The following is a 23,475-nucleotide window of genomic DNA, read 5'->3' on the forward strand; positions in this document are numbered from 1 at the left end:
ATCGCCGGCGGTCGCGTGCGCCGATTCGGACGCCGTCCACCACCGGGGCTCAGCGGGCGGAGGGGTCGCTCTCCAGTCCCGCCGAGGCCACCAGCCCCTCCTCCTGCTCGCGCCGCCGCAGCTGCGCGTCGGGGGCGGGCCGCGGCGCCCGTCCGGGCAGGATCCAGGCGACGGCGGCGGCGAACAGGCTCAGCACCGCGGCCGCCGCGAAGGTGTCGCGGTAGGCGCCGACCGTCGGCCCGCCGTCGCCGCCGAAGGCCCGCAGCAGCGTCACCGCCAGCCCGCTGCCGATCGAGAAGCCGACGTAGCGGGTCACCTGGTACAGGCTCATCGCGCTCGACGTCTCGCTGGCCGGGACGGCGCCGACGATCAGTCCCGGCATCGCGGCGAAGGTGCAGCCGAGCCCGACGCCGACCAGCGCCATCGTCACGAAGGCGTGCCAGAGCGCGCTGCCGGTGAGCGCGAAGAAGCCGGCCGCGACGCTGATCACCAGCGCCCCCAGCGGGATCGTCGCCCGGGCGCCGAACCGCCGCTCGATCACCGGCACCAGGCCGCTGGAGACGGCGCTGAGGGCGGAGAGCGGCACCAGCGTCAGGCCGGCCACGAAGACCGTCGCGTCGAGCCCGCCGTCGAACTGGACGAACTGGGTCATCAGGCTGATCCCCAGGTACATCGCCACGCCCAGCAGCAACCCGGTGACGTTCGCCGTCAGCACCGCCCGGTGGCGGACCAGCCGCAGGTCGACCAGCGGCGCCGCCACCCGCAGCTCGTGCCGCACCCACAGCGCCAGCACCACCGCGGCCGCGGCCAGCAGCCCCAGCGTCGAGTCCGATCCCCAGCCCCAGTCGGCGCCCTTCTCGAGCCCGATCAGCAGCGCCACCAGCCCGACCGCCACCAGCCCGGCGCCGGTCACGTCGATCCGGTCGGCCCGCCGCTCGCTCGGGGTCGCGGGGACGAAGAGCACGGCCAGCAGCAGCGCGGCGGCGCTGGCCGCGGTCCCGAACCAGAAGGCGGCCGAGGCGTCCAGGTACTCGGCGATGAAGCCGGTGATCGGGTACCCGAGCCCGACGCCGACCGCGCCGGTCACCGAGAGCGCGGCGATCGTGCGCCCGGCCTGCTCGGGCGGCAGGTGGTCGCGGGCGGTGGCCATCGTCAGCGGCATCAGCGCCAGACCCATCCCCTGCAGCGCGCGGCCGGCGATCAGCAGCGGCAGCGAGCCGGCCAGCGCCGCCAGCGCCCCGCCGAGCACGACCGCGCCGAGCGAGCCCAGCAGCACCGCCCGCCGGTGGGGTCCGTCGCCGAGCCGGCCGACGATCGGCGACGCGACCGCGCCGACCAGCATCGTCACCGTCAGCGACCACTGGGTGCTGCCCAGGTCGGCGCCGAACTCGCGGGCCAGCGAGGGGATCAGCGGCGCGCCGAGGCTGCTGATCACCGAGACGACCATGCCGATCAGCACCAGCGTGGGCACGAAGGCCCGTCCGATCGGCTCCCGACGACTCATTGCATCATCAAAGTGTATGCCGTTGCGGGCCGGCGCGCACGGCGCCGGCTCAGGTGGTCGACGGCGCGCCGTCGCCGAAGCCGGCCGCGAGCACCCGCGCCGCGGCCTGGGGGACGGTCGCCTCGGCGGCGTCGACGGCGACTTCGGCCGCGCGCAGCGCCTCGGCCACGCCGGGCCGCTCGTGGAAGGCGGCCAGCACCGCCTCCTCGACCTGGGCCCGCAGCCAGCGCAGCTGCTGGGCGGCGCGCCGCTGCTCCAGCCCGCCGCTCTCGCGCTGGTGGGCGCGGTGGTCCTCGATCGCGCCCCAGGCCTCGGCGATCCCGGTGCCCTCGGCTGCGCTGGCCGTCAGCACCGGGGTCTTCCAGCCGGGCGTGGCCGGCGGCAGCATCCGCAGCGCGTGGCGGTAGTCGGCGGCCGCCCGCCGGGCCAGCTTCAGCGCGTCGCCGTCGGCCTTGTTGACGACGATCAGGTCGGCGATCTCCATGATCCCGCGCTTGATCCCCTGCAGCTCGTCGCCGGCGCCGGGCACCAGCAGCAGCAGCACGCAGTCGACCAGCTCGGCCAGCTCCGCCTCCGACTGGCCGACGCCGACCGACTCGACGATCACGATGTCGAACCCGGCCGCTTCGCAGAGGATCATCGCCTCGCGCGTGCGGCGGGCCACGCCGCCGAGCACGCCCGAGGTCGGCGAGGGGCGGATGTAGGCCTCCTCCAGCACGCTCAGCCGCTGCATCCGGGTCTTGTCGCCGAGGATGCTGCCGCCCTGGCGGGTGCTCGACGGGTCGATCGCCAGCACCGCCACCCGGTGGCCCTGCTCGACCAGCCAGACGCCGAGCGCCTCGATCGTGGTCGACTTGCCGGCGCCGGGAACCCCGGTCAGGCCGACCCGGTACGAGGGCCGGTCGGACGATCCGGGCGCCCGCAGCAGCCGTGCGATCAGCTCCTGGGCCAGCTCGCGATCGTCGGTCCGGCGGCTCTCGGCGAGGGTGATCGCGCGCGCCAGGGCGGCGCGGTCGCCGGCGGCGAGACCGGCCTGGAGCTCGTCGATCGAGGGGCGGGGGCGGGCCATGGCGGGAGCGGTCGCCGGCGCTCGGCGCCCGCGAGCACCGGACCGTATCGCGCGCGGCCACGGCCCGCCGTCCCCGGACCTCTACGCTCGGTCCATGAGCCCCGAGGCGACCGTTCCGCTGCGCTTCGAGTCGACCCTGGTCGACGCGCTGCCCGGCCTCCACGCGCCCGCGCAGGCGGCGCCGGTCGACGCGCCGCGGCTGGTGCTGCTGAACGAGCCGCTGGCGGTCGAGCTGGGTTGGGATCCGGAGTGGCTGCGGACCCCGGAGGGCGTGGCGACGCTGGCCGGGCAGCGGCCGGCGCCGGGCTCGGTGCCGGTGGCGCTGGCCTACGCGGGGCACCAGTTCGGGATGGCGGTTCCGCGGCTCGGCGACGGCCGCGCGCTGCTGCTGGGCGAGGTGGTCGACGCCGAGGGCCGCCGCCGCGACGTCCACCTCAAGGGCTCGGGCCGGACGGTCTTCGCCCGCGGCGGCGACGGCCTGGCCGCGCTCGGCCCGATGCTGCGCGAGCACGTGGTCAGCGAGGCGATGCACGGGCTCGGGATCCCCACCACCCGCTCGCTGGCGGTGATCGCCACCGGTCGCGACGTGCTGCGCGAGGACGGCCCGCTGCCGGGGGCGATCCTGGTCCGGGTGGCGGCCAGCCACCTGCGGGTGGGGACGTTCGAGTACGCGGCGCGGCACCAGGATCCGGCGGTCCTGCGGCGGCTGCTCGACCACGCGATCGCCCGCCACCACCCGCACGCGGCCGACGCGGAGGTCCCGGCGCTGGCCTTCTTCGCCGCGGTCCGCGACGCCCAGGCGGCGCTGGTCGCCCAGTGGCTGCACGTCGGCTTCGTGCACGGGGTGATGAACACCGACAACGTCGCGGTCTCCGGCGAGACGATCGACTACGGCCCCTGCGCCTTCCTCGACGCTTTCGACCCGCGGACGTCGTTCAGCTCGATCGACCACCAGGGGCGCTACGCGTACCGCAACCAGGCGGCGGCGATGCAGTGGAACCTGGCCCGCTTCGCCGAGACGCTGGTGCCGCTGGTCGACGACGACCAGGAGCGGGCGGTCGCGGCGCTGAGCGAGGAGCTGGGGCGGTTCTCCGACCGCTTCGACCGCGCCTGGCGCGACGGCCTGCGGGCGAAGCTGGCGCTCGACGGCGAGCCGGCGGCCGACACCGAGATCGGCGACCAGCTGCTGCAGCTGATGGCCGAGGAGGGGGCGGACTTCACGGGCACCTTCCGCGGCCTGGCCGGCGTGCTGCGCGACCGGCCCCAGGCGGCCCGCGAGCAGGTCCTCGACCGCGAGCGGTTCGACAGCTGGGCAGCGCGCTGGCGGGAGCAGGTGGCGGCCCGCCGCGACCTCGCCGCGGCGGCCGACGCCCTCGACCGCGTCAACCCCCGCTTCGTGCCCCGCAACCACCGGGTCGAGGAGGCGCTGGACGCCGCCGTCCGCGGCGACGACGAGCCGGTCCGGACCCTGGTCGAGGTCGTCTCCCGCCCCTTCGACGAGCAGCCCGGCCGCGACCGCTACGCCGGCCCGGGACCGGCGATCCCGGGCGGCTACGTGACGTTCTGCGGGACCTGAGGTAGAACCTACCCAGGGTCGACCTGGGAGATTCGATGGCGATCAACATCAAGGATCCCGAGACCGACCGGCGGGCGCGCGAGCTCGCCGCAGCCACCGGTGAGACCCTGACGACGGCGGTCAGCACCGCGATCAGCGAGCGGCTGCAGCGGGTGCGCGGTCAGCGCCGTGCCCCGCCGCTGGTCGACGAGCTGGACGAGATCGCCCGCCGTGCGGCGGCGCTGCCGATCGTCGATCCGCGCGATCCCGACGCCCTCCTCGGCTACGACGACCACGGTCTCCCGCGCTGATGGTTCTCGACACCTCGGCCCTGTTGGCCGTGCTCTTCGACGAGCCGGCCGCCTCGGCGTAGGTGCGCGGCGCCCGCCGCGCACCGCCAACCCTCACCCCGCCGCCGGCACCTCGAGCTCGAGCTTGCCCATCAGCAGCTCCAGCAGCCCACCGGCGGCCTCGCCGATCACGGTCCCGGGCGGGTAGATCGCCGCCGCGCCGGCCTCGCGGAGGGCGTCGAAGTCCTGGGGCGGGATCACACCGCCGACCACGACCAGGATGTCGTCGCGGCCCTGGTCGTCGAGCGCCTTGCGCAGCTGCGGCACCAGCGTCAGGTGGCCGGCGGCCAGCGACGACGCGCCGACCACGTGGACGTCGGCCTCGATCGCCTGGCGGGCGACCTCCTCCGGGGTCTGGAACAGCGGCCCGATGTCGACGTCGAAGCCGAGGTCGGCGAACGCGGTCGCGATCACCTTCTGGCCGCGGTCGTGGCCGTCCTGGCCCATCTTCGCGACCAGGATCCGGGGCCGGCGGCCCTCCTGCTCCTCGAAGGCGTCGACCAGCTCGCGGGTCCGGGTGAACGGCTTGCTCATCTCTCCCACCTCGCTGCGGTAGACGCCGGCGATCGAGCGGATCTCGGCGGTGTGGCGGCCGAAGACCTTCTCCAGCGCGTCGCTGATCTCGCCGACCGAGGCGTGGGCGCGGGCGGCGTCGACGGCCAGCGCCAGCAGGTTGTGGTCCTCCGCGCGGTGACCGCTCGACGCCTGGCCGGCGCCCTCGGTCAGGCGCTGGAGCGCGGCCTGGACCCGCGGCTCGTCGCGCTCGGCCCGCAGCCGCTCCAGCTTCTCGATCTGACGCGCGCGGACGCCGGCGTTGTCGACCTTGAGGACGTCGATCTGCTCCTCGCGCTCGGGCCGGAAGCGGTTGACGCCGACCAGGGTCTGCTTGCCGGCGTCGATCCGGGCCTGGGTCCGCGCGGCCGACTCCTCGATCCGCAGCTTCGGGACGCCGGCGTCGATCGCCTTCGTCATCCCGCCCAGCTCCTCGATCTCGGCGATGTGGGCCAGCGCCCGCTCGGCCAGCTCGGCCGTCAGCCGCTCGACGTAATAGCTGCCGCCCCAGGGGTCGATCACGTCGGTGGTGCCCGACTCCTGCTGCAGGAACAGCTGGGTGTTGCGGGCGATCCGGGCGCTGAAGTCGGTCGGCAGCGCCAGCGCCTCGTCGAGCGCGTTGGTGTGCAGCGACTGGGTGTGGCCCTGGGTCGCCGCCATCGCCTCGACGCAGGTCCGGACGACGTTGTTGTAGACGTCCTGCGCGGCCAGCGACCAGCCCGAGGTCTGGCAGTGGGTCCGCAGCGAGAGCGACTTCGACGACTGCGGGTCGAACTGCTTCATGAGCTTCGCCCAGAGCAGGCGCCCGGCCCGCATCTTGGCGACCTCCATGTAGAAGTTCATGCCGATCGCCCAGAAGAACGACAGCCGCGGCGCGAACTTGTCGATCGGGATCCCCGCCGCGACGCCGGCGCGGGCGTACTCGACGCCGTCGGCCAGCGTGTAGCCCAGCTCCAGGTCGGCGCTCGCCCCGGCCTCCTGCATGTGGTAGCCGGAGATCGAGATCGAGTTGAAGCGCGGCATCTCCTGCGACGTGAAGGCGAAGATGTCGCTGATGATCCGCATGCTCGGCGACGGCGGGTAGATGTAGGTGTTGCGGACCATGAACTCCTTCAGAATGTCGTTCTGAATCGTTCCGGTCAGGTCCTTCGCCGCGACGCCCTGCTCCTCGCCGGCGACGATGAAGAGCGCCAGCACCGGCAGCACCGCGCCGTTCATCGTCATCGAGACCGACATCCGGTCGAGCGGGATGCCCTCGAAGAGCGTCCGCATGTCGAGGATCGAGTCGATCGCCACGCCGGCCATGCCGACGTCGCCGGCCACCCGCGGGTTGTCCGAGTCGTAGCCGCGGTGGGTCGCCAGGTCGAAGGCGATCGACAGCCCCTTCTGGCCGGCGGCCAGGTTGCGGCGGTAGAAGGCGTTCGACTCCTCGGCCGTCGAGAAGCCCGCGTACTGGCGGACCGTCCACGGCTGGTTGACGTACATCGTCGGGTACGGCCCGCGCAGGAACGGGGCGAACCCGGGACGGGTGTCGAGGAAGTCGAGCCCGGCGACGTCGGCCGAGCCGTAGCCCGGCTCGAGCGTGATGCCCTCGGGCGCCTCGAACCGCAGCGCCTCGGCGGGACGGCCGGCCGCGGCGCTGGCGGCGGCCTCGATCGTCGCGCGGTCGACGGCGGTCTGCTCGACCCCGCCGAGGGTCGCGCTCGTCAGGTCGGGGATCGCGCTCATCGGGCGGCCTCCGCGTCGTTCGTGGTCGTTCGCTCGGCGCCGACGACGGTGTCGAGCGCCGCCCGCAGGACGGTCACCATGTCGACCCCGTCGCGGACCGCCCCGTCGGCGCCGACCTCGGCCGCGCGGGCGTCGGGCGCCTGCGCCAGCAGGATCGTCGTCGCGCCCAGCCGCCGCAGGGTCGCGACGGTGTCGCGGAGCCCGGCGTCCGACTCGTCGCGGCCGAAGGTGACCACGGCGACCGGCAGCCCGCCGGCCTCGCGCCACGCCTGCTCGACCGCCTCGGACGAGGTCAGCGGCCGCGACTGGCGGGCCGCCAGCCCGCCGACGCCGAAGAAGTTGGTCGCCCAGGTCGCCGCCGCGGTGTGCGCGGCCAGTGGGCCGAGGCAGGCCAGGAAGACCGACGGACCGGCGGGCGAGACGACCGTCTGGTCGAGCGGGGCGGCGCCGTCGCCGTCACCCGCGACGTGGGCCGCGGCCTCGCGGCGCAGCGCCTCGAACGGCTCGGCGTCGCGGCGGACGGGCAGGCCGGAAGCGTCGGCCGGCGCTGGACCGCTGCCGATCCAGGCCGCCAGCTCGTCGATCCGGGCGCCCGCCTCGGCGGCGGCGACCAGCGCCGCGAGCAGCCCGTCGCCGGACGCGGCGGCCTCGCGCACGCGGGCCTCGATCGCCCCGTCGAGCGCCGGACGCTCGGCCAGCCGGGCGGTCTCGCGCGCGGCCAGGGTGGTGACGTCGGCCGGCTGCGGGTGGACCTTGTCGTCGCCGAGCAGCGGGAACTGGTTGACGCCGGTCAGGTCGCGGCGGCGCTCGCGCAGCGCCTGCTCGCGCTCGTCGGCGGCGGTCGCCAGCTCGGCGGCCCACGAGCCGTCGGTCAGCACGGCGAGCGCACCGCCCGCGGCCTCGATCGCCTGCAGCCGCTCCCAGGCGGCGGTGGCGAGGGCGTCGGTCAGGGCCTCGACGTACCAGGAGCCGCCGGCCGGGTCGGCGACCCGCCGCAGGCCCGACTCCTCCTGCAGGATCAGCTGGGTGTTGCGGGCGATCCGGCGCCCGAGCGGACCGGGACCGTCGGCCCCGACCGCGTCGGCGACGACGGTGTCGAAGGGCGCGACGGTCAGGCCGTCGGCGCCGCCGACCGCGGCCGCGAAGCCGGCGGTGGTGGCCCGCAGCATGTTCGTCCACGGGTCGACCCCGGCCAGCATCCGGTCGCTGGTGCGGGCGAAGACGGCCGAGCGGCGCTGCTCGGCGGCGACGCCGCTCAGCTCCAGCACCCGCGCCCACAGCCGCCGCAGCGCGCGCAGCTTGGCGATCTCCTCGAACTGGCGCGGACCGACGGCGAGCGTGAACTCGATCTGGCCGGCGGTGCGGGCCGGGTCGAGGCCGGCCGCCTCGGCGGCGCGCAGGTAGGCGACGGCGGTGGCGATCGCGATCGCCAGCTCGCGGGCGGCGGTGGCGCCGGCGTTCGCGTGCGCGCGCGTGTCGACGGCGAGCGCGGTCGCGGCGGGGTGGTGGGCGTCGACCTCGGCGGCGATCCGGCCGGCGCGGGCGACGGCGGCGGCCGGATCCTCGCCCAGGTCGCCCTCGGCGGCCAGCGCGCCGAGCGGGTCGATCCGCAGCGACGCCGACGCCGGCTGGTCGCCGCGGGCCAGCACGGCCAGCAGCAGCGCGGCGGCGGGCAGGCCCTGGGCGCCGGCCTCGAGCGCGACCGGGGCCAGGTCCAGGTGGACGCCGTCGAGGGTCGCGGCCAGGTCGTCGGCGGTCGAGATCGCGACGCCGTCGCGGCCGCGGGTGGCGGCGAAGTCGGCGCCGCCGGGGGCGTGGCCGGCGCGGGCGGCGCGGTCGAGCCGGAGGGCGATCTGGGTGGCGCCGCCCTCCAGGTCCTCGAGGATCGCGGCCCGCGCCTGGTCGCGGCCGGCCGCGGTCTGGGCCTGGCGGATCTGCCACGCCGGATCGTCCTCGCCGGCCGGTCCGACGCCGCGCACGAACGGCGCCTGGCCGGGCACGCCGCCGGGGTCGCTGGCCAGCGCGTCGGCTGGGGTGTAGAGCCAGCGCAGCGGCAGCCCGTCCTCGGTCGCGCCGGCCGGCACCTCGGTCGGCGGCGGGGGCGCGTCCTCGGGCGCGACGCCGCGCTTGGCGGTCGCGGCCCGGAGCCACTCCTCGGTGCTGACGGGCGGGAAGTCGGCGGCGAGCGGTTCGGGCATCACGGTTCCACGGTGAGGGACGGGCGGCGGCGCGTGGCGCGACGCGAGGCCCGAACGGTATCGCCGGTGGCGTCCGGCCCGTGTGCTGGTCGGCCGGCCGACCGCCGACCCGGGGGACTACTCGCGGGCGTCGAGCCGTTCGCGCAGGCGCGCGACCTCGGCCTCGACGGCCAGCAGCCGCTCCATCAGCCCGGCGCCCGAACTGGGCGGCGTGCCGGCCAGCAGGTCGTTGGGGGTGGTGCCGAAGGCGGCGGCGATCGAGGCCACCTGGGTGGCGGTCGGCTCCCCGCTGCCGCCCTCCCACCGTCGGCAGGTGACCGTCGAGACGCCGACCCAGCTCGCGGCCTGACCCTGGGTCAGGTCGGCCGCCTCGCGGGCGCGCACCAGCGCGGCGGCGAAGGGGGGACGGGGGGCTGCCATGACCGGGTAGTTTCCGTCATCGCGGGGCGGCGCGATGGTCCACCGCAGGGCGATCATCCGGTCGGTCAGCGAGCGCAGCAGCGACGATCGGTCGATGGTGTTCTCGCGGAGCCACACGATACGATCACGCACAGCGGCGGCGCTGGGCTTTCGGTCCTTGCGATCAGATCTGTTGACGTGCACGTAGTACAACATGATCGCGGACGCCGCCGCGGCTGTCCAACATCCGCCCGATCGCCGCCGAGATCGGGCGGATGCGACGGGCGCGATCAGCCGCCGCCGGCGGTGCGCCCGAAGACCACGTAGTCGTCGAGCAGCTGCCAGACCGGCGCCACCTCGACGAAGCCCGCTTGGCGCAGCGCGGCCAGGTGGAAGCCGACCGTCGTCGGCGGGGTCGCGTCGCGGCCGGCGAAGCGGCGCTCGCGCTCGGCGGCCAGCGCGGCCCCGTCCGGCAGCCCGCGGGCCTGCTCCCACCAGGCGTCCCACGGCAGCGCGCCGGCGGCGAACGCCGCCTCCTGGGTGGCCAGGTCGTGCTCCTCGGCCACCCGCCGCAGGGTCGGGTGGCGGTCGTCGAACCGCAGGTGGTCGCCGTTCAGCAGCACGCCGCCGGGGGCCAGCAGCGTCGCCGTCCGCGCGTAGACCCGCTGCAGCTCGTCGGGCAGCAGCCAGTGCAGCGCGGTGGTCGAGACCGCCGCCTGCGGCGCGACGCCGCCGAGCGCCTCGGCGACCGCGGCCGGCCAGTCGTCGCCGACCAGGTCGCCGTCGACCAGCGTCAGCCGCTCGCCGTAATGGCCGAGGGCGTCGGCGGCCAGCCGCAGCAGCAGCGGGTCGTGGTCGATCGCCACCACCCGCGCGGCCGGGAACCGCTCCAGCACCCGGGCCGACAGCGAGCCGGGCCCGCAGGCCAGGTCGACCACCACCGGCGCCGGGCCGGCGATCCGGGCCAGCAGCTCCAGCATCACCGCGAAGCGGCCCTCGCGGTCGGCGATGTAGGCGGCCTGCTGGTCGTCCCAGCGGCCGAGCAGCTCGGCGGCGGCGCTCATCGGCCGGCCACCTTCAGCCGCCGCAGGCCGGCGGCGACCTTCTCGACCGCGCCGACGTTGCGCAGCGACGGATCCATGTCGGACGCCGTCACGACGATCAACCGCCGCTCGCGCACCGCGGTCAGCCGCCGCGCCACCGGGTCGCGGCGCAGGAAGTCGAGCTTCGCCTTCGCGCTGTCGCCGTCGCCGCCGCGGGTCAGGTCGGCCAGGATCAGCACGTCCGGGTCGCGGTCGAGGATCGACTCCCAGCCGACCTCCGGCCACAGCTGCTTGCTGTCGTCGAAGGCGTTGGTCGCGCCGAGCTCGCGGGTGATCATCCCCGGGGCGCCGCAGCAGCCGGCGAAGTACGGCGCCTTGGTCGCGGCGTACCACCAGCCGAGCGTCACGCCCTTGGCGTCGAGGCCGCCGGTCGCCCGCGCCAGCCGCCCCCGCAGGTCGCCCACCAGCCGCTCGCCGCGGGGGCCGACGCCGAACAGCTTCGCGACGTCGCGGACCTCGCCGAAGACGTCCTCGAACCGCAGCCGCTTGCTCTGCTGCGCCTCCTGCCCGCCGCACTCCGACGGCGACAGGTAGGTGGCCACGCCGAGCTTCTCGAACCGCTCGCGCGGCGCGGTGCCCTCGTCGCTGAAGCCGAACGCGAAGGTGGTGTAGACGAGGTCCGGCTCGGTCTTCAGGACCCGCTCGAAGGAGGGGAACTCCTTGCCCAGCTGCGGCACCTTGGCGTTCTCGGCCTCGAGCGCCTTCGGCACCGGGTCGTTCCAGCCGGCCGCGCCGACCATCCGGTCGGCCAGGCCCAGCGTCAGCAGCAGCTCGATCGCCGGCTGGCTGATCGCCACCGCCCGCCGCGGCGCGTGCTCCAGCCGCAGCTCCTGCCCGCAGTTGCGGAGGCTGACCGGTGCGTCGGCCGCGGCGGTGGTGGTCGTCGCGGCGGCGCCGGAGGCCGGCTCGTCGTCGCCGCAGCCGGCCAGCGCGGTGCCGGCGACGGCGGTCGCCAGCAGCAGCGCCAGCGCGCGGCGGCCGCGCGGGCGGCGGGGTGGAACGGGGATCATGCCGGGGTGCTCCTCGGGTCGGGCTCGGTCTCGGGCTCGGGATCGGCGGTGGACCACCGCGGCCCGGGCAGGAAGCGGATCGACGGGCGGCCGTCGGGCCCGTCGGGGGTGACGACCGACCGCACGCGGTAGACGTCCTCGATCAGCTCGGGCGTCAGGACCTCGGCCGGCGGCCCGCCGGCGACCACGCGTCCGGCGGAGAGCACCACCAGCCGGTCGCAGAACATCGCCGCCAGGTTCAGGTCGTGAAGCGCGATCACCGTCGTCACCGGCAGCGCCGCCACCAGCGTCAGCAGGTCGAGCTGGTGGTGGACGTCGAGGTGGTTGGTCGGCTCGTCGAGCAGCAGCTCGCGCGGCTCCTGGGCCAGCGCGCGAGCGATCTGGACCCGCTGCCGCTCGCCGCCGGAGAGCGTCGCCCACGGCTGCCGCAGCTGGTCCTGGAGGTCGGTGCGGGCGATCGCCTCGGCGACCGCGCGGGCGTCCTCCGGTCGCTCGCCGTCCCACGCCCGGCGGTGGGGGATCCGGCCCAGGCGGACGACGTCGAGCACGGTCAGGTCGACCTCGGTCCCGGCCTGCTGCTCGACCACCGCCAGCCGCCGGGCGACCGTCCGCCGCCGCAGCGTCGTCAGGTCGTCGCCGTCCAGCAGCACCGCGCCGCCGCTCGGCCGCCGGACGCCGGCCAGCAGCCGCAGCAGCGACGACTTGCCCGAGCCGTTCGGCCCCAGCAGCCCCAGCGTCGACCCGGACGCGACGTCGAGCGAGACCCCGTCGACGATCAGCCGCTCGCCGGCGGCCCAGCGGACGTCGCGCGCGGCCAGGCTCACGCGACCACCCGTCGGCGGTAGAGGATCGCGGCGAAGGCCGGCACGCCGATCAGCGCCGTCACCACGCCGACCGGCAGCTCCTGCGGGTCGAGCAGCGTCCGCGCGGCCGTGTCCACCCAGACCAGGAAGATCGCGCCGATCAGGGCGGTGGCCGGCAACAGCACCCGGTGGCCCGGCCCGACCAGCAGCCGCGCGGCGTGGGGGAGGACCAGTCCGACGAAGCCGATCGCCCCGGCCGCCGCGACCAGCGTCGCGGTCAGCAGCGCCGTCACCGCCAGCAGCAGCCCGCGGACCGCCGCGACCGGGATCCCGAGCGTCGCCGCCGCGTCCTGGCCGAAGGCGAAGGCGTCGAGCGCCGGCGCACTCAGCAGGCAGAGCACCAGCGCCAGCGCGGCGACCGCGGTGCAGAGGGCGACGTCGGTCCAGTCCGCCCCCGACAGCGACCCGAGCAGCCAGAAGAGCACGCCGCGAGTCTGCTCGGCGTCGGCCGACGAGGTGACCACGAAGGCGGTGATCGCCGAGAACAGCTGGGTGCCGGCGACCCCGGCGAGCACGATCCGGTCGGTCCCGCCACCGGCGCCGGCGGCCAGCAGCAGCACCAGGCCGAAGGCCACCAGCGCCCCGCCGAAGGCGCCCAGCGAGAGGCCGATCGTGCCGCCGCCGATCCCCAGGATCAGCACCAGCACCGCGCCGGTCGAGGCGCCGGACGAGATCCCGAGCACGAACGGGTCGGCCAGCGGGTTGCGCAGCAGCGACTGCATGATCGCCCCGCAGAGCGCCAGCCCCGCCCCGCAGACCGCGGCCAGCAGCGTCCGCGGCAGCCGCAGGTCCCAGACGATCCCGTCCTCGATCCGGGTCAGGCCGGCGTCGCCGAGGCCGAGCCGCTGGCCGAGCGCGCGGGCGACGTCGGAGACCGACAGGTCGGCCGGGCCGATCGTGATCGCCGCCGCCAGCGAGAGCAGCAGCAGCGCCACGCCGCCGCCCCACCAGAGGGCCCGCACCAGCCGCCGCGCCGGCGGCGGGAGGGTGATGATCGGGCGCCCTTCGGGGGCGATCTCGTGCACGGCGTCCTTCGATCAGGGACTCATGCGCGGAGCCCGTTCGGCGATCCGGCCGATCGCGCACGCGGCGCGAAGGACCGTGAGCCAGCAGGTCTTCGGGCTCGGGATCGACCGGGAGGGACGCCTTCCCGGACCGTTCGGTCCAGTGGTCGATGCCCCGCCCGTCCCCCATACCGCTGCGCGTCAGCTCCGGTCTCGCACCGGATTCCCTGACCCACTCGGTGGGTGCGACTGGCTCGCCGCGGACGATAGCGGACGTCCGGTGCGGCGGCGGGGCCGCCGCACCGGGTCCGGGGATCAGCCGGTGACGCCGCCCGCGCGCGCCGGGGCGCGGCGGATGGTGAGCGTGGCGTTGGTGGCGCGGGTCGCCGCGCCGGTGGCGCGGGTGGTGGTCCGGACCCGCAGCCGGCCCGGGCGGTTGAGCGCCCGCGCGCTGTACGTGCGGGTGGCCGTCTGGCCGGGCCGCAGCGTCTTGATCGTCCAGCAGCGGCTGCCGCTGCTGAGCGTGGCCTTCGGCGTCGCCGAGACGAACCGCAGGCCGGCCGGCACCCGCTCGCAGACGCGGACGTCGTGGAGGGTGGTGCCGCCGCCGTTGCGGACCCGGATCGTGGTCCGCACGCTCTGGCCCGGGCGGACCGTCTTGCGCGAGAGGGTCTTGCTGACGACCAGGCGGCCGGGGGCCGGCTGGACCGGCGGATCGACCGGCGGCAGCAGCGGCGGCGCGGTCACGACGTAGGTCCGGGTGGCGGTGATCGTCCGGCCCTCGGCGTCGATCGCCGTCACCGTGATCGTGTAGACGCCCGGCTGGTCGGTCGGCAGCGGCGCGCCGTCGGTGACCGGCAGCTCGCTCCCGTCCGGCCGCCGCACCTTCGCGCCGCAGGTGACCGGGGCGGCCTCGCCGTGGCACGAGAAGCCGGCCGTCAGCGGCGCGCCGGTCGGCACGGTGGTGCCGTCGGTCGGACCGCTGACGGTGGCGGTCGGCGGGGCCAGCGGCTTGGCGCAGCCGGTCACCGTCTGGGCCAGGCCCCAGCCGTTGGCCGCACCGGCGGGCAGGGTGTAGCCGTTCGGCTGGACCTGCGGATCGGCCGCGTCGTCCGGCGCGTCGACCGTGGTCAGCGTCGCCGCACCGCGGTTCGCCACGTACATCCGGCCGTCGGGCGCCCGGCGGACCGCGCCGCCGTTGCCGATCGCACCCAGGTCCTCCTCGCTGGCCTTGATCGCGACCGCGTCGCTCGGGTCGCCGATGTCGTAGCGGAGCAGCCGGGCGCCGTTGAAGATCCGGGTCGCGTACAGGTAGCGGCCGCTGGGCGAGAAGTCGGCGTAGTAGCCGTTGCTGCCGGTCGTGGCGGTGTTCCACTCGGCGGTCTGGGTCAGCACGCCGGTGCTCGCGTCGAGGGTCAGCAGCCGCAGCTTCGCCGGCTGGGTGCCGGCGGAGACGTTGCCGCTCATCAGGGCGATCTTCGTCAGGTCGGAGCTGACGGTCAGCGAGCCGAAGCCGTTGTAGTTGTTGCTCGGCATCGTCGAGACGACGGCGGTGCCGGTGACGGGGCCGTTCTCGTCGAACTCGTAGGCCAGCACCTCGGGACCGCCCTGGGTGTTGGTGATGACCCAGAAGCCGGTGCCGTCGTCGTTGGGGACGGCGGTGATCGCCTCCGAGGCGGTGCCGGCGGTGCCCAGGGCCACGTTCTTGGTCGCGGTGACCTCGCCGAGACCGCCGTTGGCGGTCATGTCGACGACCGAATAGGTCAGGTCGCCCTTGCCGGGACCGGAGCCGTGGTTGACCGAGGCCTCGGCGCTGGTCGTGACCACGAAGTAGCGGCCCGGGTGGCCGATCGCCGGGAACGCCGCGACCGTCTGCGTGGCCGAGTCGTTGCCCAGCAGCCCGGCGCCGTTGGGCATCAGGTCGCTGTTGCGGTCGTAGACCTGCTGGCCGTTGGACCAGAACAGCAGCGTGCCGTCGACGTCGGTGACGACGGTCGAGCCCTCGACCGCCGACTTGCTGCCGACCGTGGCCGTCGTCGCGGTCCCGGAGGTGCCGAAGTCGATGTGGCCGCGGGTGCCGAAGTACCAGTGGCGCTCGGTGGCGCGAACCTGGCCGGGGGTGCAGAGCTGGAGCGGTGGCGCGGCGGTCGCCGTGGTGGCCAGCGTGAGGCTGCCGGCGAGCACGGTGGCCAGCGCCAGCAGGCGTCGCAGACCGCGGCGCCGGGGGGCGCGCGGCTGCGCTCGATCGCCCGCGACCCGCGGGTCGAGCGTCGGTGGGGTCATTGGTCCCTTTGGTCGTGTGTCGCCGGGTCGGCGCCGACGAGCCCAGGGGGAGGCTGCGAATCGGCCGCCGCGGCGGGGGTGACCGACCCAGGGTAGGTGGGCCACGACGGTGATTCGGCCCGTATCGTCGGTTTCACCTGGGTGAAACAGGGGATGGTCGTGCGGCTCGCGATCCGGCCGGCGGCGCGCTAGCGTGGGGGACGGAGCCGATCCACCCCGACCGCGGGGCCAGGGAACCCGGTGCGACTCCGGGACTGACGCGCAGCGGTGAGGGCGGGGATCGTGGCCACGACGCCACTGGAGCCGACGGACCGACCGTCCGCCGGCCTGGGAAGGCGGCCGCGATCGATCCCGCCCGAGTCCGAAGACCTGTCGGCTTCGCGCCCGGACGACCGTCCGGCGCGCCCAGGCAATCGTGGCCGCGCGCAACGGCCACCGCGGAAGGAGAAGGACCGATGGCAGGCGACGCCGGAAGCGGCAGGCGCGGGGAGCGGACGGAACGTCCCGGCCCGGCGGTGCTCGAGCGGCTGCCCGCGATGACCACCACCGGCGTCGGCAGCCTGCCGTTCGCCGAGCCGGCCGCGGCGGTCCGCCACGCGACCCGCGCCTACGGGCTGCCCTTCTGCCCGCAGCTGCCGCCGCTCGACGGCGACATGGTCAGCGAGTGGCTGGGGCCGGACTGGGCGCGGGCGTCCTGCGGCTGGTCGGCCGACCGCGACCGCGAGCGGCCGGTGGCGTGGGACGCGGTGCGGGCGGCGCTGGCCCAGCGCCCGCCCGCGCACCGGCTGGTGAAGCTGCAGGTGACCGGGCCGCTGACGCTGGCGATCGCGCTCGAGCGGGCCGCCGGCCGTCCCGGCCACGGTCGCGAGGCGCGGGCGCTGGCGCGCGACGTCGGCGCCTGGCTGGCGGCCAACGTCGGCGGCCAGGCCGCGCTGCTGCGCGAGCAGGGTCTCGACGCGCTGGTGGTCGTCGACGAGCCGGGCCTGGCCCACGCCGACCTGGCCGCCGCCGACGCCTGGGCGCCGCTGGCCCGCAGCGGCGCGGCCTGGGGGCTGCACGTCTGCTCGCAGGTGCCGTGGGCGGCGGTGGTGGCGGCCGCGCCGGACGTGCTCTCGTTCGACGTCACCCGCTACCCGGTCGGCGGCGAGGCGGCCGACGCGGTCGCCGCGCTGCTGGCCGGCGGCGGCCGGATCGCCTGGGGCGCGGTCGATCCGGTCCGGCCCGACGGTCCGGCCAACGTCGCCTCGCGGGTGACGGCGGCGGTCGCGGCGGTCGCGGCCCGTGGTCCCGCGATCGAGCGGGTCTTCGCCCGCAGCCTCGTCACGCCCTCGTGCGGCACCGGCCGGCTGACGCCGCGGCGCGAGCGGCTGGTCGCCTCGGTGCTGGCCGCGGGGGCGGAGGTGGCGCTGGCCGCCCGCGCCGCCTGGCCGGGCGAGCGGGCGGCCTGAGCGGCGCGGGCGCGACCGCCGGCCCGCCGTCGTCGGCGGGCCGGCGAGCGCGTTCTTGGTCAGGCGCGGCGGCGGAGGGTCGCCACGGCGGCCAGGCCGAGCGCGACGACCGCCACCACCAGCGCGACGATCGTCAGCGCGTCGCTGTCGTCGTCCTTCGCGGCGGTGGCGGCGGGCGCGGCCTGGCCCTTGCCCGCGCCCGGCGCGGTGGCGGTCGGCGTCGCCTCGCCGTGGGTGCTGACCACGTCCTGCGGGACGGCCGACTCCGACAGCTCGACCGTCGGCGCCGGGTTCTCGCTGTCGGCGCTGCCGATCCAGCGCGCGACCTCGCCGTCCGAGTACTGCTGCAGCGCCTTGAACGTCAGCGTCCCGGTCCGGACCGGGTTGCGGGCGATGAACCGCAGCTCGGCGTAGGCGCCCGGCGGCACCCGGCCGCCGGTCCAGCGGATCTCCGACGGCTGGTCGCCGCGTCGCACCACCTTCGCCTTCCAGCCGGGCGTGGCCTCGACCAGCAGGAAGTCGATCCCCTTCGGCAGCTGCACCCGGACCGCGGTCGTGTCGGCCGCCTGCTCCTCGTTCGGCACCGTCACCCGGTACCGCTGGAGGTCGGCCGGGCGCGAGGCCGACGGCTGGACGGTCACGTGGGCCGACGCGGCCGGGGCCAGCAGCAGCGTCGCCGCCACCGCCCCGGCCGCGATCCGCCGCCGTCGCGCTCGGGCGCTCACGAGGCCGGGGCGTTCGCGACCACCTGCAGCACCGAGGCCGGGTGGTCGGACGACGGGCCGCCCGACCAGCGGACGATCTCGGGCCGCTTGCGACCGCCGCCCTTGCCCGTGTAGTACTGGTCGATCTTGAACGTCAGCGCCTGCGGCGTGGCCGGGTTCTGGAACCGGATCGGCCACTCGCCGTAGAACCGCGGCGCGATCTCGTCGCTGGTCCGGCGGGCGGTCCAGGTGATCCGGCTGATCGCCACCACGTCGCCGCCCTCGGCGTCCTTCTGGCCGGTCTTGCGGGTCTTCAGCGTCACCTTCCAGTCGGGCAGCTGGCGGACCGAGATCGAGGTCCGGATCGCGCTCGGGACCAGCAGCGAGACCTTGAAGGTCCGCTGCTTGGCGGTCTCGTTCGGGGCCCGCAGGACGAAGGTCCCGCGGGCGGCGGTCAGCAGCGGGCCCTGCGGCTGCAGCGGGCTGACGGTGGCGTGGGCGCCGGCGGCGGCCGGCAGCAGCAGGGCGGCCGCGGCGGTGCCGGTGGCCAGGAGGGCGATGCGGTTCATGGGGTTCTCGGTTCCTCGGACGGTGATCGGGCGGCGGCGCTCAGCTGGCACGGACGGCGAAGCGGGTCGTGAACGAGCGCTTCTTGCCGCTGCGCGAATAGCGGCCGGAGACGGTGATCTGGTAGGCGCCGGCGCGGGGGAAGGTCAGCCGCGCGCTGCGGCTGCCGGCGCGGTTGGCGACGGTCCGGCCGCTGCTGTCGGTGACGCGGATCCGCACGCTGCGGTACGAGAAGCGCGCCCGCTTCGGGACGGCGACCCGGACGACCTTGACGGTCGCGGGGCGGCCGGCGGCGGGGGCGTCGTCGGGCAGCACGTGGACGGTGACGGTGGCGCCGTTGGACGACGCGCTCTGGTGGGCCTGGGCGCTGGCGGCGAGGGCCAGCGCGCCGGTCAGGGCGAGCACGCTCAGCGCCGCCGGGATCGAGCGGTTCATGAGGACCTCCGGGGTCCGTGGTTCTGGGTGCGGCGGCGGGCCCCGGCGGCGATCGGGCGATCGCGTCCGGGACGGGCCGGCCGGCGGTTCGGGGCGCCGCCCGAGGGCGGCGCGGCGGGAACGGCCGCGCGCACCGCTCCCGATCGGGAGCGGTGGACGGGCGCGGGCCAGCGCCGGGGGCGCTAGCGGACGGGCAGCGCCGCTGGTGGCGGCCGGACCGCGAGCGCGGCGGCGATCAGCCGCCCACCGCGGGGCACCCGGCCTCGGGGCCGGACGGGGGCGACCCGCAGGCTGCGGGCCGGGCGGACGCGGCGGGCGCGCCAGGCGCGGGCCAGCCGCGCGATCCGGTCCTCGCCGACGTAGTGGCCGCTGAGCAGCAGCGCGAACAGCGCCACCGCGGGGGCCAGCGTCAGCAGCACCGAGGCGCTGTCGGGCACGAGCGCCGCGACGACGAGCATCGCGATCGCGGCGAGCGCCGCGGTCGCGCGGATGCCGGTCCGCATCGACATTGCGCCGGAGCCTAGCGGTCGGTCGCCGCCGGCGCGGGGCCGGCGGCGACGGTTCAGGCCCGGTCCATCAGCGCCGCGACGCGCTTGTTCAGCAGCCGCATCACGACGTCGTAGCCGAACGGGAAGTAGCGCTGGCCCAGGTAGCCGAAGCGGATGTCGGGCGAGGTGAAGACCATCTCGCGGTTGCGCTCGACCCCGCGCAGGATCGCCGCGGCGGCGCGCTCGGGGCTGACGGCGTGGCGGGCGAAGCGGTTGATCTCGCGGTCGACGCGCTGGTCGGAGCGGTCGACCCCGACCAGCTCGACGCTCTGGACCAGCGGCGTGGCGACGGCGCCGGGGCAGACCAGGCTGACTCGGATCCCGTGCCGGCGGAGGTCGAACCGCAGCACCTCGGAGACGCCGCGGAGGCCGAACTTGCTGGCGCTGTAGGCGGCGTGCAGCGGCAGGCCGAAGAGCCCGGCGGCGGACGAGACGTTGACCAGGTGGCCGCCGCGACCGGCCTCGATCATCGGCGGCACGAACTCCTCGATCACGTGGATCGGGCCCATCAGGTTGATCTCGATCATCCGCCGCCAGTGCTCGTGCTCGAGCTTCTGGACCGAGCCCCAAGCCGAGACGCCGGCGATGTTCATCACCACGTCGACGGTCCCGACCTCGCCGTGGACGTCGCGGGCGAAGGCCTGGATCGCGCCGTGGTCGGCGACGTCGGCGGCGGCGCTGTAGGCGACCCGCCCGCCGAGCGCCCGGACCTCGGCGGCGGTCTGCCCCAGCGCGTCGTCGTTGCGGTCGGTCAGGACCACCGCGGCGCCGCGGGCGGCGGCGGCCAGCGCGGTCGCCCTCCCGATCCCGCTGGCGGCGCCGGTGATCAGGCAGGTGCTTCCGGAGATGCGCGTCACCCGCCGCACGGTAGCATCGACGAACAGCGCTGTACACCGATCGGTCAGGGGCGACGGGCGCGCGCGATCCGGTGCGCGCCGTCGCCGATCTCGACCACCAGCTCGGCGCCCTCGGCGATCAGGGTCTCGCGGTCGACGCCGAGCGACCCGTCGAGCCAGGCCAGCAGCAGCTCGGCGACCCCGCCGGCCAGCAGCGCGGCGGTGATCCGCACCAGCGATTCGGCCTCGGGCGTGGCGCCGTACTCGGCCCGGCCGTAGCCGGCGATGATCTCGGCCAGCTCGCCCATCGTGGCCATCCGGCGGCGGGTCAGGGCTTCGCTGCCGAGTGCCTCGACGAAGACGATCCGGGCCCGGCGCGGGTCCTCGGTGAGGGCGTCGAGCAGGGCGGTGATCGCGGCGGTCGCCTTTGCCGCGCGGTCGTCCCCGGCGGCGGCGACGGCCGCGGCCAGCCCGCCGGTGGCCTGCTCGACGATCTCGTCGTAGACGGCGACGGCGAGCGCGTCGAGCGAGCCGAAGCTCTCGTAGAAGAAGCGCGGGGTCAGGCCGGCGCGCTGGCAGACGCCGCGGACGGTGGTGCTGGTCCAGCCCTGCTCGCCGAGCAGCGCGAAGCCGGCGTCGAGCAGCTGCCGGCGGCGCGTGGCCTGCCGCTCCTCGGCGGATCTCCCGGCGTAGCTGCGCGTCCCGGCCACGGTGGGGATCTTCGCATCCGGCAGAAAGGGGAAACGCATGTTGCTGGATGGGGTAGGATCGGGAAACGCCCATGCTCAGATCGCTCGACACGCCCACCAGCGGCCCAGCCGAGGTCGTCGATCGCGCGGCCCTGCTGCCGGACGAGGCGCTGGTGGCGCGGCTGGCGGCGGGTCGGCACGAGGGCGATCCGCTGGCCGACGCGGTGGTGGCGGCGTTCGCCGAGCTGCCGGGCGGGGTCGGGTTCCGGCGGCTGGACGCGGCGCTCGACGCGCTGCCGGGACGGTTGCCGGAGTCGACGCCGGCGGCGGTCCGGGCGCTGGTCGAGCAGGCGGCGAGCGTGCCGCCGAGGGTCGACCTGGACCTGGTGGACGCGGGGGCGACGAGCTTCTGGCGGGTCGGCGCGCCGGCCCTCTTCGTGTCGCTGCTCTACGGGTCGCTGGCGTTCGGGTACCAGTACGCGGACCTCTCGCGGCCGCTGGTGGCGACGGGTCGGCTGGAGCGGATGGCCTCGCGCCGGATCGGGGAGACGGCCCGCTGGGCGCTGGCGGTGACCCGACCGGGCGGCATGCACCCGGGTGGGGAGGGCTGGAAGACCTCGATCCGGGTCCGGATCGTCCACGCCCTCGTGCGGGCGCGGTTGCGGCGGTCGCCCGACTGGCGACCCGAGTGGGGCACCCCGATCAGCGCCACCGGCATGATGGCGACCGCGATCGGCGGCTTCCACATCATTCCCGAGCGGGCCCTCCACGACATGGGCGCCCACGCCAACGACGCCGATCGCGAGGCTCGCACCGCCCTCTGGCGCTGGGTCGGCTTCGTGATGGGGGTGCCCGAGGACCTGCTGCCCGCGAACGCCCGCGAGGCCGAGCGCCTGATGACGGCCCTGGAGTCCTTCTTCCCGGGCCCGAGCGAGGAGGGACCGCGCCTGATGCGGGCCCTGACCCACCACGGCCTGCCGCTGGAGGGGGCGATCCCCAGGCCCCTGGTCACGCCCCTGCGGACCTTGAGCGCCCCGCTCGTCGCCTCCTTCATCCGCCGCTGGCTCGGCGACGAGATGGCCGACCAACTGGGCCTGGCCCGCTCCCCGCTCCGCCACCTGTTCCCGCTCACCCGCCCGGTCGTCCGTGCTCACGCGGTCCTCCTGGCCCTCGGCGCCCTCGGCGACGAACGAACCGCCGCGACCGCCCAGATCCACGCGATCGACCGCCTGCTCGACCTCGCCGGCGACCCGAAGGCGCCGGTCGCTCCGGGGGCGGTGGTGGGGTAGGGGTCGGTACGGTGTCGGCGGGCGGCGGCTTGGTGCCGAACGCCGCTCGCACCGAGTTGGGGAAGATCCGTGGTCCTGCGCGAGCTTGTCGAAGAGCTTGATGCCGTCGACATCGACGCGACGATCTACGTCCGGAACCGGCGTGCTGCTGGCCCCTCGTCGGAGGTGCTCGTCGTACTCGAGCCGGATGACGGATCGTCGCCGGCAGAGGGCTTTGGGTACCTGCTCGAGGTGTCGCTCGCCCTCGAGGTGGTCGACGTGTGGAGGCGATGGAGGGCCGGAGCGGAACCAACACCTGGTGACATGTGCCGAGCGCTCGTCTTCTATGCCGACAATGACAAGTACTTGCCCGTGTAGGAGCGCTGCATGCTGTGGTTGCCGGCGACACCGATCGGCCTGGCGCGGAGGCGGATGATGGACAGCAGAATGGTCAATACGGCAGAGAGCGAACGCTTCTGGGCGAACATCCTCGCGGCAGTCGAACGTCCCGACGTCAAGCTCCACGGTCGACCGCCGGAGATGGCGATCGAGACAGGTGCTTCGCGCCTGTACGTCACCAAAGGCCCGGCCGGCGACGACGTGCCTCTGCTCGCATCCGACCTGGCTGGGAAGCTCAAGCAGATCGTCATCGACGCTCACGAGCACGACATCGCTGATGAGTATCTCGCGGACGTCCTGCTCGGCGTGTCGTGCGTGGTGGACGACGACCATGGTCACGTCATGCGCGGCAGTGACTTCGTCGCGGCGGTGCGGAGCGGGAACGCCCGCAGGACCAGGCAGGAGGACGCGGGGTGACGTCGACCGTGACCGTGACTACGAAAAGATGAACGACGCCGCAACGGGAGCTTCATCCCGTGGCAAGAGTTGAGATGCCGATGATCGAATCGGCTGAGCAGTTCGTGAGGTTGAGGACAAGCGACGACGCCGCGGATCAGCGCCGCGCGACCCATGACGAGGCTGCGATCACGGTATGGACGGACGTCATACGGCGGTTCCCTGCGATGCGCTCCTGGGTGGCGCACAACAAGACCGTCCCGAGCGAGATCCTGGAGACGCTGGCCAGCGACGACGACGCGCGCGTTCGTGGGGCGGTGGCTATGCGGCGCGCCACTCCTGCGCTCGTGTTGGAAGCCCTCGCGCAGGACCCCGACGAAGGCGTTCGCTTGCGGGTTGCGAGGAATAGTCGTGCTCCTCGAGCGGCACTCCTGCGACTCGCGGACGATCCCTGGAATGAGGCTCGCCGTGTGGCGACTGAGCGCCTCGGCGCGGACGGCGATGCGGGGTCTCAAGGCAGCGAGGGAGAAGTACGACCAGAACGCGCCCAATCGTTCGAATGACGGT

Annotated in this window: 23 protein-coding genes and 2 riboswitches; of the genes, 7 read left to right on the forward strand and 16 right to left on the reverse strand. The window is 75.3% G+C overall.

Annotation, left to right across the window (positions count from 1 at the left end; translation table 11 throughout):
- Positions 1–49: 49 nt before the first annotated feature.
- Together SH587_RS04155 and meaB are read right to left on the reverse strand one after the other, a co-directional pair.
- On the reverse strand, positions 50–1,504 hold the full coding sequence (locus SH587_RS04155) for an MFS transporter (protein ID WP_320669309.1): 1,455 nt from the start codon (positions 1,502–1,504) through the stop codon (positions 50–52).
- 49 nt (positions 1,505–1,553) lie between these two features.
- On the reverse strand, positions 1,554–2,573 hold the full coding sequence (gene meaB, locus SH587_RS04160; RefSeq protein ID WP_320669310.1) for a methylmalonyl Co-A mutase-associated GTPase MeaB: 1,020 nt from the start codon (positions 2,571–2,573) through the stop codon (positions 1,554–1,556).
- A gap of 94 nt (positions 2,574–2,667) precedes the next feature.
- On the opposite strand from meaB, the gene SH587_RS04165 reads away from it, so the two are divergent.
- Together SH587_RS04165 and SH587_RS04170 are read left to right on the forward strand one after the other, a co-directional pair.
- Positions 2,668–4,149 carry a protein adenylyltransferase SelO gene (locus tag SH587_RS04165; RefSeq protein WP_320669311.1) on the forward strand — a complete coding sequence of 494 codons (1,482 nt, stop codon included), beginning with the start codon at positions 2,668–2,670 and terminating at the stop codon, positions 4,147–4,149.
- Between the two features lie 35 nt (positions 4,150–4,184).
- Positions 4,185–4,439: a type II toxin-antitoxin system VapB family antitoxin gene (locus SH587_RS04170; RefSeq protein ID WP_320669312.1), complete on the forward strand. Its 255-nt coding sequence runs from the start codon at positions 4,185–4,187 to the stop codon at positions 4,437–4,439.
- Positions 4,440–4,532: 93 nt separating this feature from the next.
- Here the strand turns inward: SH587_RS04170 and scpA are convergent, their stop codons facing one another.
- From scpA to SH587_RS04210, 8 genes are all read right to left on the reverse strand, one after another.
- On the reverse strand, positions 4,533–6,758 hold the full coding sequence (scpA, locus tag SH587_RS04175) for a methylmalonyl-CoA mutase (RefSeq protein WP_320669313.1): 2,226 nt from the start codon (positions 6,756–6,758) through the stop codon (positions 4,533–4,535).
- Positions 6,755–8,956 carry a methylmalonyl-CoA mutase family protein gene (locus SH587_RS04180; RefSeq protein ID WP_320669314.1) on the reverse strand — a complete coding sequence of 734 codons (2,202 nt, stop codon included), beginning with the start codon at positions 8,954–8,956 and terminating at the stop codon, positions 6,755–6,757. Before SH587_RS04180 ends, scpA begins: the two co-directional genes overlap by 4 nt.
- Positions 8,957–9,073: 117 nt before the next feature.
- A complete protein-coding gene (locus tag SH587_RS04185; RefSeq protein WP_320669315.1) occupies positions 9,074–9,376 on the reverse strand; it encodes a helix-turn-helix domain-containing protein in 303 nt (100 codons plus the stop codon).
- Positions 9,377–9,645: 269 nt separating this feature from the next.
- Positions 9,646–10,419: a class I SAM-dependent methyltransferase gene (locus SH587_RS04190; RefSeq protein WP_320669316.1), complete on the reverse strand. Its 774-nt coding sequence runs from the start codon at positions 10,417–10,419 to the stop codon at positions 9,646–9,648.
- Complete coding sequence (locus SH587_RS04195) at positions 10,416–11,468, reverse strand: ABC transporter substrate-binding protein (protein ID WP_320669317.1); 1,053 nt, start codon at positions 11,466–11,468, stop codon at positions 10,416–10,418. Before SH587_RS04195 ends, SH587_RS04190 begins: the two co-directional genes overlap by 4 nt.
- On the reverse strand, positions 11,465–12,292 hold the full coding sequence (locus SH587_RS04200) for an ABC transporter ATP-binding protein (RefSeq protein WP_320669318.1): 828 nt from the start codon (positions 12,290–12,292) through the stop codon (positions 11,465–11,467). Before SH587_RS04200 ends, SH587_RS04195 begins: the two co-directional genes overlap by 4 nt.
- Entirely contained in the window at positions 12,289–13,326 is a 1,038-nt protein-coding gene (locus SH587_RS04205) for a FecCD family ABC transporter permease (RefSeq protein ID WP_375341733.1), read from the reverse strand. Before SH587_RS04205 ends, SH587_RS04200 begins: the two co-directional genes overlap by 4 nt.
- Before the next feature lie 96 nt (positions 13,327–13,422).
- Positions 13,423–13,604, reverse strand: a riboswitch (cobalamin riboswitch).
- Between the two features lie 46 nt (positions 13,605–13,650).
- Positions 13,651–15,618, reverse strand: coding sequence for a hypothetical protein (locus tag SH587_RS04210; protein ID WP_320669320.1), 1,968 nt, complete (start codon positions 15,616–15,618; stop codon positions 13,651–13,653).
- A gap of 230 nt (positions 15,619–15,848) precedes the next feature.
- Positions 15,849–15,989, forward strand: a riboswitch (cobalamin riboswitch).
- A gap of 165 nt (positions 15,990–16,154) precedes the next feature.
- Between SH587_RS04210 and SH587_RS04215 the strand changes: the two genes are divergently transcribed.
- The gene (locus SH587_RS04215) at positions 16,155–17,066 is read left to right on the forward strand and encodes a uroporphyrinogen decarboxylase/cobalamine-independent methonine synthase family protein (RefSeq protein WP_320669321.1); all 912 of its coding nucleotides are present in this window, start codon (positions 16,155–16,157) and stop codon (positions 17,064–17,066) included.
- 59 nt (positions 17,067–17,125) lie between these two features.
- On the opposite strand, the gene SH587_RS04220 is transcribed toward SH587_RS04215, so the two are convergent.
- The 6 genes from SH587_RS04220 to SH587_RS04245 form a co-directional block, all read right to left on the reverse strand.
- Positions 17,126–17,791 (reverse strand): DUF1775 domain-containing protein, encoded by a 666-nt coding sequence (locus SH587_RS04220; protein WP_320669322.1) that lies wholly within the window; start codon positions 17,789–17,791, stop codon positions 17,126–17,128.
- Positions 17,788–18,339, reverse strand: coding sequence for a DUF1775 domain-containing protein (locus SH587_RS04225; protein ID WP_320669323.1), 552 nt, complete (start codon positions 18,337–18,339; stop codon positions 17,788–17,790). The genes SH587_RS04220 and SH587_RS04225 overlap by 4 nt, the downstream gene beginning before the upstream one ends.
- A gap of 40 nt (positions 18,340–18,379) precedes the next feature.
- The gene (locus SH587_RS04230; protein ID WP_320669324.1) at positions 18,380–18,772 is read right to left on the reverse strand and encodes a hypothetical protein; all 393 of its coding nucleotides are present in this window, start codon (positions 18,770–18,772) and stop codon (positions 18,380–18,382) included.
- 182 nt (positions 18,773–18,954) lie between these two features.
- Positions 18,955–19,281, reverse strand: a complete 327-nt coding sequence (locus SH587_RS04235) for a hypothetical protein (RefSeq protein WP_320669325.1) — start codon at positions 19,279–19,281, stop codon at positions 18,955–18,957.
- A 53-nt stretch (positions 19,282–19,334) separates the two neighbouring features.
- Complete coding sequence (locus tag SH587_RS04240) at positions 19,335–20,177, reverse strand: SDR family oxidoreductase (protein WP_320669326.1); 843 nt, start codon at positions 20,175–20,177, stop codon at positions 19,335–19,337.
- A gap of 44 nt (positions 20,178–20,221) precedes the next feature.
- Complete coding sequence (locus SH587_RS04245; RefSeq protein WP_320669327.1) at positions 20,222–20,866, reverse strand: TetR/AcrR family transcriptional regulator; 645 nt, start codon at positions 20,864–20,866, stop codon at positions 20,222–20,224.
- A gap of 71 nt (positions 20,867–20,937) precedes the next feature.
- Here SH587_RS04245 and SH587_RS04250 point away from each other — a divergent pair, with 71 nt between their 5' ends.
- The 4 genes from SH587_RS04250 to SH587_RS04265 all read left to right on the forward strand — a co-directional run bounded on the left by SH587_RS04250 (position 20,938) and on the right by SH587_RS04265 (position 23,471).
- On the forward strand, positions 20,938–22,134 hold the full coding sequence (locus SH587_RS04250) for an oxygenase MpaB family protein (protein ID WP_320669328.1): 1,197 nt from the start codon (positions 20,938–20,940) through the stop codon (positions 22,132–22,134).
- Between the two features lie 69 nt (positions 22,135–22,203).
- The gene (locus SH587_RS04255) at positions 22,204–22,491 is read left to right on the forward strand and encodes a hypothetical protein (RefSeq protein WP_320669329.1); all 288 of its coding nucleotides are present in this window, start codon (positions 22,204–22,206) and stop codon (positions 22,489–22,491) included.
- A gap of 9 nt (positions 22,492–22,500) precedes the next feature.
- The gene (locus SH587_RS04260; RefSeq protein ID WP_320669330.1) at positions 22,501–22,929 is read left to right on the forward strand and encodes a hypothetical protein; all 429 of its coding nucleotides are present in this window, start codon (positions 22,501–22,503) and stop codon (positions 22,927–22,929) included.
- A gap of 74 nt (positions 22,930–23,003) precedes the next feature.
- The gene (locus SH587_RS04265) at positions 23,004–23,471 is read left to right on the forward strand and encodes a hypothetical protein (RefSeq protein ID WP_320669331.1); all 468 of its coding nucleotides are present in this window, start codon (positions 23,004–23,006) and stop codon (positions 23,469–23,471) included.
- Positions 23,472–23,475 lie beyond the last annotated feature (4 nt).

Origin of the sequence: Patulibacter defluvii (assembly GCF_034096925.1) — a bacterium.
Taxonomy (GTDB): domain Bacteria; phylum Actinomycetota; class Thermoleophilia; order Solirubrobacterales; family Solirubrobacteraceae; genus Patulibacter; species Patulibacter defluvii.

What these genes read in the sequence shown, in the direction of transcription:
- SH587_RS04155 (WP_320669309.1), bottom strand. Translation starts at nt 1,504, where the DNA reads ATGAGTCGTCGGGAGCCGATCGGACGGGCCTTCGTGCCCACGCTGGTG.
- meaB (WP_320669310.1), bottom strand. Translation starts at nt 2,573, where the DNA reads ATGGCCCGCCCCCGCCCCTCGATCGACGAGCTCCAGGCCGGTCTCGCC.
- SH587_RS04165 (WP_320669311.1), top strand. Translation starts at nt 2,668, where the DNA reads ATGAGCCCCGAGGCGACCGTTCCGCTGCGCTTCGAGTCGACCCTGGTC.
- SH587_RS04170 (WP_320669312.1), top strand. Translation starts at nt 4,185, where the DNA reads ATGGCGATCAACATCAAGGATCCCGAGACCGACCGGCGGGCGCGCGAG.
- scpA (WP_320669313.1), bottom strand. Translation starts at nt 6,758, where the DNA reads ATGAGCGCGATCCCCGACCTGACGAGCGCGACCCTCGGCGGGGTCGAG.
- SH587_RS04180 (WP_320669314.1), bottom strand. Translation starts at nt 8,956, where the DNA reads ATGCCCGAACCGCTCGCCGCCGACTTCCCGCCCGTCAGCACCGAGGAG.
- SH587_RS04185 (WP_320669315.1), bottom strand. Translation starts at nt 9,376, where the DNA reads ATGGCAGCCCCCCGTCCCCCCTTCGCCGCCGCGCTGGTGCGCGCCCGC.
- SH587_RS04190 (WP_320669316.1), bottom strand. Translation starts at nt 10,419, where the DNA reads ATGAGCGCCGCCGCCGAGCTGCTCGGCCGCTGGGACGACCAGCAGGCC.
- SH587_RS04195 (WP_320669317.1), bottom strand. Translation starts at nt 11,468, where the DNA reads ATGATCCCCGTTCCACCCCGCCGCCCGCGCGGCCGCCGCGCGCTGGCG.
- SH587_RS04210 (WP_320669320.1), bottom strand. Translation starts at nt 15,618, where the DNA reads ATGACCCCACCGACGCTCGACCCGCGGGTCGCGGGCGATCGAGCGCAG.
- SH587_RS04215 (WP_320669321.1), top strand. Translation starts at nt 16,155, where the DNA reads ATGACCACCACCGGCGTCGGCAGCCTGCCGTTCGCCGAGCCGGCCGCG.
- SH587_RS04225 (WP_320669323.1), bottom strand. Translation starts at nt 18,339, where the DNA reads ATGAACCGCATCGCCCTCCTGGCCACCGGCACCGCCGCGGCCGCCCTG.
- SH587_RS04230 (WP_320669324.1), bottom strand. Translation starts at nt 18,772, where the DNA reads ATGAACCGCTCGATCCCGGCGGCGCTGAGCGTGCTCGCCCTGACCGGC.
- SH587_RS04235 (WP_320669325.1), bottom strand. Translation starts at nt 19,281, where the DNA reads ATGTCGATGCGGACCGGCATCCGCGCGACCGCGGCGCTCGCCGCGATC.
- SH587_RS04250 (WP_320669328.1), top strand. Translation starts at nt 20,938, where the DNA reads ATGCTCAGATCGCTCGACACGCCCACCAGCGGCCCAGCCGAGGTCGTC.
- SH587_RS04260 (WP_320669330.1), top strand. Translation starts at nt 22,501, where the DNA reads ATGCTGTGGTTGCCGGCGACACCGATCGGCCTGGCGCGGAGGCGGATG.
- SH587_RS04265 (WP_320669331.1), top strand. Translation starts at nt 23,004, where the DNA reads ATGCCGATGATCGAATCGGCTGAGCAGTTCGTGAGGTTGAGGACAAGC.